General features: G+C 54.8%; 7 protein-coding genes and 1 pseudogene. 3 read left to right on the top strand and 5 right to left on the bottom strand.

The window, feature by feature from the left end:
• Positions 1-189 precede the first annotated feature (189 nt).
• Positions 190-1,584, top strand: coding sequence for an IS1380 family transposase (locus tag ACIPV6_RS22980; RefSeq protein ID WP_400273105.1), 1,395 nt, complete (start codon positions 190-192; stop codon positions 1,582-1,584).
• A 258-nt stretch (positions 1,585-1,842) separates the two neighbouring features.
• Here the strand turns inward: ACIPV6_RS22980 and ACIPV6_RS22975 are convergent, their stop codons facing one another.
• The 5 genes and pseudogenes from ACIPV6_RS22975 to ACIPV6_RS22955 all read right to left on the bottom strand — a co-directional run bounded on the left by ACIPV6_RS22975 (position 1,843) and on the right by ACIPV6_RS22955 (position 5,113).
• Positions 1,843-2,070, bottom strand: a complete 228-nt coding sequence (locus tag ACIPV6_RS22975) for an HAD hydrolase-like protein (RefSeq protein WP_400273104.1) — start codon at positions 2,068-2,070, stop codon at positions 1,843-1,845.
• Positions 2,071-2,135: 65 nt separating this feature from the next.
• Positions 2,136-2,501 (bottom strand): annotated as a pseudogene (locus ACIPV6_RS22970) (HAD family hydrolase); the annotation flags it as partial.
• A gap of 64 nt (positions 2,502-2,565) precedes the next feature.
• The gene (locus ACIPV6_RS22965; protein ID WP_400273103.1) at positions 2,566-3,375 is read right to left on the bottom strand and encodes an ABC transporter permease; all 810 of its coding nucleotides are present in this window, start codon (positions 3,373-3,375) and stop codon (positions 2,566-2,568) included.
• Entirely contained in the window at positions 3,375-4,115 is a 741-nt protein-coding gene (locus ACIPV6_RS22960) for an ABC transporter permease (RefSeq protein WP_400273107.1), read from the bottom strand. Before ACIPV6_RS22960 ends, ACIPV6_RS22965 begins: the two co-directional genes overlap by 1 nt.
• A gap of 71 nt (positions 4,116-4,186) precedes the next feature.
• Positions 4,187-5,113 carry an ABC transporter ATP-binding protein gene (locus tag ACIPV6_RS22955; protein WP_400273102.1) on the bottom strand — a complete coding sequence of 309 codons (927 nt, stop codon included), beginning with the start codon at positions 5,111-5,113 and terminating at the stop codon, positions 4,187-4,189.
• A gap of 247 nt (positions 5,114-5,360) precedes the next feature.
• On the opposite strand from ACIPV6_RS22955, the gene ACIPV6_RS22950 reads away from it, so the two are divergent.
• Both ACIPV6_RS22950 and ACIPV6_RS22945 read left to right on the top strand, forming a co-directional pair.
• Positions 5,361-6,887 carry a pyridoxal phosphate-dependent decarboxylase family protein gene (locus ACIPV6_RS22950; RefSeq protein ID WP_400273101.1) on the top strand — a complete coding sequence of 509 codons (1,527 nt, stop codon included), beginning with the start codon at positions 5,361-5,363 and terminating at the stop codon, positions 6,885-6,887.
• Positions 6,884-7,768 carry a class I SAM-dependent DNA methyltransferase gene (locus ACIPV6_RS22945; protein WP_400273100.1) on the top strand — a complete coding sequence of 295 codons (885 nt, stop codon included), beginning with the start codon at positions 6,884-6,886 and terminating at the stop codon, positions 7,766-7,768. Before ACIPV6_RS22950 ends, ACIPV6_RS22945 begins: the two co-directional genes overlap by 4 nt.
• Positions 7,769-7,773: the final 5 nt, after the last annotated feature.

Below are 7,773 nucleotides of genomic sequence, written 5' to 3'. Positions count from 1 at the left end.
CGGACTCAGCCCCGACGAAGGCCTATGGCACCGCACCGGCTGGGCCGGACGATCATGACGCGCCCGGAATTTACACACGTTTTGTCCTATAACCCGTAGCGCGTGTTTAAGCAGGGAAAGGTGCTCCTGGGCTGGGAAAATGTAGTTACCACACAACAATTTCCGGCCGCTCAAAGGAGCACCTTTCTGGTGAGCTACTTTACCTCGTCGTACCCGTCTGTCCGTGTTGATTCCGCCGGTGGCGGGGTGGTGTCCCAGGCCGGTGGGCTGGTGCTGACCGAAACGATCCGTGCCACCGGGTTGATGGCGGGGTTGTCGACGGCGTTGGAGCCGTGGCGCAGGCCGTTCGCGCGGCATGATCCGGGAAAGATCCTCTCCGACCAGGCCCTGTCGCTGGCCACTGGCGGGGACTGTTTGGCTGACGTGGACCGGCTCCGGATGCAGCCGGAGGTTTACGGTCTGGTGGCCTCGGACCATACGGTCAGCCGGCTGATCAAGGTGCTCGCCACGGTCGACCAGGCCAAGGCGCTGGCCGCGATCAACACCGCCCGCGCCGAAGCCCGCGCCCGTGCCTGGAAAGCTGCCGGGGACGCGTTCCCGTTGCACGAGGCCAGCGCGTTGAACCCGGTGGTGATCGATATCGATGCCACGCTCGTGGCCGCCCACTCGGAGAAGGAGAACGCCCGCCCGACGTGGAAGAAAGGCTATGGGTTCCACCCGTTGGCCGCGTTCATCGACCACGGCGCCGAGGGAACAGGCGAACCCTTGGCAGTGATCCTGCGCCCGGGCAATGCAGGCGCGAACACCGCCACGGACCACATCCAGATCGTCAAGGACGCGCTCAAGCAACTCCCGGCAGGACACCGGTCCGGGCGCAAGGTCATGATCCGCGCCGATTCCGCCGGCGGGACCCACGAGTTCCTGCACTGGCTGAGCGCCCGGCACCGGAACCTGGGCTATTCGGTCGGGTTCCCGATCTACGGCGCCGTCGAAAAGGTCTTGCCGTTGATCCCGGACAAGGCCTGGACCCGGGCCTACAACAGTGACGGGTTCGAACGCGACGGCGCCTGGGTAGCGGACATCACCGGCATGCTCGAGCTCGGCAGCTGGCCCAAGGGATTGCGGGTGATCGTCCGAAAGGAAACCCCGCACCCCGGGGCGCAGCTGCGGATCACCGACATCGACGGGATGCGATACACGGCGTTCGCGACCAACCAGGCCCGCGGGCAGCTCGCGGACCTGGAAGTCGGGCACCGGCTGCGGGCCCGCTGCGAGGACCGGATCCGGGGCGCCAAGGACACCGGTTTGGCGAATCTGCCACTGCACTCTTTCGCGGCGAATACGCTCTGGTGTCATCTGGTCATGCTCGCGGCCGAGCTCACCGCCTGGGCCCAGATGCTCGCCTTCACCGGCACGAAGGCCAGGCGCTGGGAACCGAAGAAACTCCGCACCCGGCTCTTCGAGATCGCCGGGAAAATCAGCCGGCACGCCCGACGGATCACCGTGCACCTGGCCTCCACGGCACCCGAAACGTCCCTGCTCATCAGAGGACTCACCAGGCTCAGGACCATCACCCCGCCATAACCGGCAAACGGCCACGCAACAACAAATCGAAGCAGGAACCAAATAACGGGCGGGAAGTGGAACCGTCCACGCCCAACCGCCCCGGTCAGCGGCCACCCTGTCACACCCTCATGCCAGAATCGAACGCGTCAGGCAGCCAGTAAGCCCTGAACCCGACGAAACCCCGCCTCATGAAAGATCGAGGCTAGCGCGCATCTCTTTCGGAAAAGGGCGCAACCGTCGTTACTCAAGCCGTCGAGCGAAGCAAACGAGGTCTTGTCATGTTGAATAATTGGCGAAGAGGCGATCGTTGATTAGTACAAGCAGATCGGAGGCGTGAGGGGATTTCAATGTGGGCTGCCACTTCTTGGTCCATGATTGACCGTGGCTCACCCAGGCAGTGAAGCACCCGGCCGCCCGCGCACCGGATATGTCTGCCTCCACATGATCGCCGACCATCCACGGAGTACCGCCGAAGGATTTTGAGTCCAGCGCCGCGGCGAACATGCGCTCATCCGGCTTCTTGAAGCCGAGTTCATCAGAGATGAATATTTCATGGCGATCTCTTGCAGGCCGGTCCGCTTGAGCTTCATCCGCTGTTGTTTGGAATCTCCGTTCGTGACGACAGCAAGGTGAGTACCCGCCCCGCGCAGGTCCCGGAGTTGGGCAAGAACCCCGGAATAGCACTGGATGAAATCAACATGCTCATACAACAGCCGGGCCACGAGGCCCTCGCGGGCGCTCGATGAGAGGCCCCATCGGTGTGACATCTCTTGCGCAAGTTGGGCTCTGGGGGTGTATCCCTTAGCGTCCGCGCGGATCAGCCATTCCAAGTCAGCTTGATCACTGCTCCAGGTCCGGATCGCATCCTTGGCCCAGGACCGGAAGGCGTCGTCACGGTCTACCAAGGTGTTGTCGAGGTCGAGAAGTTTGTGCATGGCTCAGTGTACAATGGGCTTGAGTAGGCCCATGAGGAAAGCGTGTATAAGGAAGCGAATCGATTCAGCGAAGAAACAGCTGGCGTAGTCGACTAACGGTGATGTAGAAACCAACAATTAGAAATCCCAAAAAGTAGAGAACATGCGTGAAAACGTCCCAACCCGATAAGTTGCCAGTCGTAAACATCCGGACCAGTTCAACGGCGTGCCATAGCGGAAGGGCACTCACCACGGCTTGTGCAAAGTCAGGATATTGGTTAATCGGGAAGAATACACCCGAGAGCATGAACATTGGAAGCATAACCAATGATATCCAGTCCATCTGCTGAAAATTCTTCATGTAAGAGGTAATTGCCATGCCTATACTGGCAAAAGACATCGATATAAGCAATAGTGCTGGTAGTGCCAAGAGGGACAACCACGAGCCCGTCAGGCCAAGGCACCACATTGCGGCAATGAACGCAAGGCTTTGAAGAAAACCTCGCATGAGGGCAAACAGCAACTCTCCTAGAGCAACGTCTACCGGCCCCAGACTCGTTGAGAGCATAGCTTCGAACTGACGGCCAAAATGGATTCTGAAAAATACTCCTTTGGTCGAGTCATGGATTGCTCCGCTGACCGCCGAAACCGCGAGTAGACCGGGGGCAACATACTGTGCATATCCAACAGTCTGGAAATCAGAAATCTCTATTCTACCAACGAGGTGACCTAAACCGAATCCGACGGATAGTAGATAGATGAATGGTTCGGCAAACCCTGAAACAAGCACGAGAATATTTGCTGATTTAGCACCCATGACGGCCCTCATGAAAACAGCAGTTGAATTTCCGGCATAAAGTGAACTTAGGGAACTGGATCGAATCTGCTTACCCATTATTTATTTAGGCTCTTTCTGAACAACTTGACGGTGGTAAGTGTTGCAAGTAGGAACAGTGTAAGTAGATAAATCCAGTGGAGATGCTCCAGCCACATTTGTTCGCTTGAGTGGAAGCTTGGCGTGCGAGCAAGTTGGGTTCCGTGCCACAGCGGTGAAATCCATCCCGGCCACTGCAGGTAGGGTGGGAGAATGCTCAGGGGATAGATCGTTCCGCTAAATAGAGTTAGAGGCAGCACGATCAATCGCCTGATGATGGTGATCTGTTGCTTTTCGCGTTCAATTGTCGCCACATAAGCCATTAAGGGCATTGCGAATGCAAAACCGGTCAGAATAGCAGCAAGGAGCGTTGCAACAGCCGCGTGAACGTTTTCGAAGCACCCAAATAGGCTCAGAATCAGCACGTAGCTTGCGCAGCTTATAGTCGTTCTTAGTGCAATAAATATTTGGATGCCGGTGACAATCTCAGCTGGTGACAGCGGGGATGAATTCATGGCAAAGAACGTCGGATTCCAGCGCAACCCTAACGCGGTTAAGTAGAGAGCTTCCTCCGTGGCAATCTCGCATGCCGCCATCACGACGAGTCCTGGTCCAACAAAAGCCATGTAGTCTGCACCGACGAGAACACTCGACCCGTGGCTTGAATTCACGAGGATGCCGAGGCTGACTCCGAATAGAAGTACATGAATAACCGGAGAAGCCGTCGCAAAGAAGAGAACGGTCCATTTAAATGTCATCATTGCCAAGAGTCGGTGCTCAGCTACGTACCAAGATCTGGCGGAAAATCTCATTAGTCTAGCGGCTAATACACTCATTCTGACAGGCTCCTACCCGCCAGGCGTAGAAATACATCTTCCAGGGTCGATCTGCGCGTGATTGCGGAGTTCGGGCTGAGACCACGAGCAGATACAGTCTTCAGAGCTTCTTCAGCATCGTCACAGTAGATGAGTATTCGGTCCGGCAGCACCTCAGTTCTTTGACCAAGCTCCGCCAATGTTCTGGCGGCATCTGAATTTCGTGTGACTCCGAAACGGAGTTCTAAAACTTCGCGACTCGAATATTTGGCGATGAGTCCGGATGGACTTCCTTCCGCCATGATTCGTCCTTTGTCGATGACTATGAGACGGTCACAAAGCTGTTCAGCCTCCTCCATGTAGTGCGATGTGAGAATCAATGTTGTCCCATCCTCTTTTAAACGAATGAGACGGTCCCACAGAATGTGTCGGGCCTGTGGGTCGAGACCAGTAGTGGGTTCGTCCAGCAGAAGTACCTCCGGTTTGTTGATGAGGGCTCTTGCGATGGTCAAGCGCCGACGCATCCCTCCGGAGAGTTCGTTGAGGTTGTTATTTGCCCGGTCTGAGAGTTCTGCGAATCGCAGCAATTCGTCTGTGCGAGAAACGACCTCTCGCCGGCTGAGCCCGAAGTATCTTCCATAAACTTGCAGGTTGTCGCGTACCTTGAGGTCGACGTCCAGGTTGTCGTGTTGCGGCACGACGCCTAAGCGTCCACGGATAGTTGGCCCGAATTGGTCCGGGTCTAAGCCGAAGATCTCGAATTGCCCGCCTGTTCGAGGAGAAACTGCGGACAGTAACCGCATCGTCGTTGACTTTCCAGCACCGTTGGGGCCTAGAAGGCCAAAAGACTCGCCTTTTTTCACTGAAAAGCTGAGGTCCTCCACGGCTATGGTTGAGCCGTAGGCCTTGGACACACGATCTGCCCAAATTACGTCAGAAGTCATGGTGCAGAGTGTAAGTCATACGGAACCCTCAGATCCTAATAGCGAGAAAACGCTTTCGTAACATACGGGTTCGCCTGTGTAATAAACTTGCTCAAGTTGGCAGTCTCCTCTTCACAACGTAGTGTCTGCTGAACGAATGAGCGTGCAAGTGCCCCCTCTGCATCCCCTCGTTCGACGTGTACGGCCGGCTGCTTGACCCCAATAACCCCCAGCGTGGGAAGCAGACGGAATAAAGACAGGGGGGTGCATGGCTATAAATACACAGGGTGGGATCTACGCCCCACCGACTCAGTCGATGTCTGGAATAGACACTGTTCTTGATCAAGCGTTGTTGCTCGGCGCCGCTTTCAAGGAGAGCGATGGGATCTTCGCGATGCGAGCCTCATCTGAAGAGCTTCGCGACATGCTGGTTGAAGAGTTGCCATGGCAGACAAGTGATGCGATTTCAGTGCTGAGAGACTTTGAGCAGCGTGTTTTACCGTACTGCAAAAATGAGGCCAGTGCGCACTTCATGGGTTTTGGCGATACGGGGAATGACACTGCGGCGCTAGCGGGTGGTATCCTCGCTCTCTTTGTCCAACAGAACTTAATCAACCAAGACTTCGATTCGCCCAGTGCAACATTTATCGACATAACTGTCGTTCGATGGCTTCGTGATCTTGTAGGTTTCACTAACATCCCATCTGCACAATTGAGGAACGTGTGGGACACTGGCGGCGTCGTCACGTCAGGCGGAACGATGAGCAACACAGTGGCAATGATGCTTGCCCGCGAACGTAAGCAACCGGGGACCATTAGGAATGGTGTTGGTAATCCTCGCCGCTTCAAGGTACTGGTGCCTGAGGGTATTGGTCACTACAGCGTACGGAGTGCGATGGCGTGGATAGGTTTGGGTGACCAGATAGTTTCAGTTCCAACAGACGGATTTAGGTATGATCTACATGCCCTTGAGGAAGCACTTCGAGACAATGCTGGATCAGTCATGTCGGTCGTTGCCTATGCAGGTGACAGCCGGACTCAAACGATTGACTACTTGGATCGCATTGAAGATTTGGTTCGGTCTATTGATACGGACATCTGGTTGCACGCTGATGCATGCTGGGGTTTATTGTGCGGATTTAGCGAGTCACTGCAGAAAAAGCTCCTAGGAATCTCTACGTTCGACAGCATCACAGTGGATCCTCACAAGGTTATGGATATTCCCTACACCATGAGTGCACTGTTGGTTAAAGATCCTGAATCCTTGAAGACGATTGCTAGTTTTTCGGATCTGATTATGCAGCAGGACTGGAGCCTGGGGCAGATGACACCATTCGTGGGCTCACGTGAATGGTCCTCCCTGAAGCTGTGGATGATGATGCGGAGTTATGGTCGAAGCGGGCTGCAGAAACTTGCTGACCAACGAATTGAGTTAGTCGGCTATACGTATCAGAGAATTATGACGGAGCCAAGGCTCGTAGCCATCCATGAACCTGATCTTGTCGCTGTGGCCTTCTTGTACTTACCCCATGACTACGATAAGTCGAGTGTACGGGTCCAGGACATCAATCGGGCAAACCAATGGATACACAAGCAGATGCTTGAAAGAGGTGAGTGGCATTTGCACCAGTTTAGTATAGCCGACAACAATTGTGTTGTATCTGATGGTGCAGAAATTTATCCTTTGCGCTTCATGGCAATAAACGGTCGCCTAACCAAAGAGCATATTGATGGAATGTTGAACTATGTTCTTGCGTTGGGTAAAGAATTTGAAAGTATGGAGAGGAAATCATGAACAAGTTCCAAGCCGCATATCAGGACACGACTTTGTATGAAGATACACTCCCGCCTCATCTATTTGAGGGGCGAGAGGACGTGACAATAATCGCTGAGCGGTTGGCAGCGATTTTGGGACAGGACGCCATCCATAGTGGGGGGTTGAATATCGTAGAATTTGGAGTCGGGACCGGACGTGTGAGTGAAGCCCTTATGCCCTACGCGAAAGACTTTTTGGCAGTTGACAATAGTCCCGAAATGCTCGATGAATTCGGTCGTCGTTTTCCGAGTGCCAACATCCTGTGCCTGGACATGGTTGAAGCCGTCGATACGTTGCTGGTCGACGGGCGCAAGGGCACATTTGACTTGATCGGGGCCTTCTGGTCACTGAGTTACCCCATTGGCAACTTCTTCGAGACACTGACAACTGACGGGATAGAACCAGTCGACGAGCCGGCAGATGCCCGGTTGCAGGCAGAGAATTTTATCCGGAAAATTGTCCAACTCTTGAAGCCAGGTGGGCACCTTATGGTCCTCTTCTTCGATTCTGACAGCAGCGAACAAAGGGTTGTATCAAGTGCGTGGGAGCGAGTCGCTCCTCATCCAGAAGGCGGTCGGGATTACAGTCGTAAGTTGCTCACCTCAGTTCTCATGGAGGAAGAATGGGCAGGTCACGGTGCGTTGACCGTATCGCGATTGCCGGGGAAGGCGACTTGTCCTGATGCGGAAGCTGCAGGTCGGTGGTTCCAGCACCTTCATTTCAAAGACTTACCCGCCCTCCTGGATGACAGGGAAGTCAGCAGCATGGTTTCTGATTTTGTGGATGAACACACTCAAAGTGATGGGACCGTTCATCTGCCATGCGGCGTCTACCTCATGGACTTCAGTTCAAAAAAGTGAAGTCC

Source organism: Paenarthrobacter sp. NPDC089988 (genome assembly GCF_044748465.1).
Classification (GTDB): Bacteria; Actinomycetota; Actinomycetes; order Actinomycetales; family Micrococcaceae; genus Arthrobacter.
This window is presented reverse-complemented; position numbering and strand designations above follow the sequence as displayed.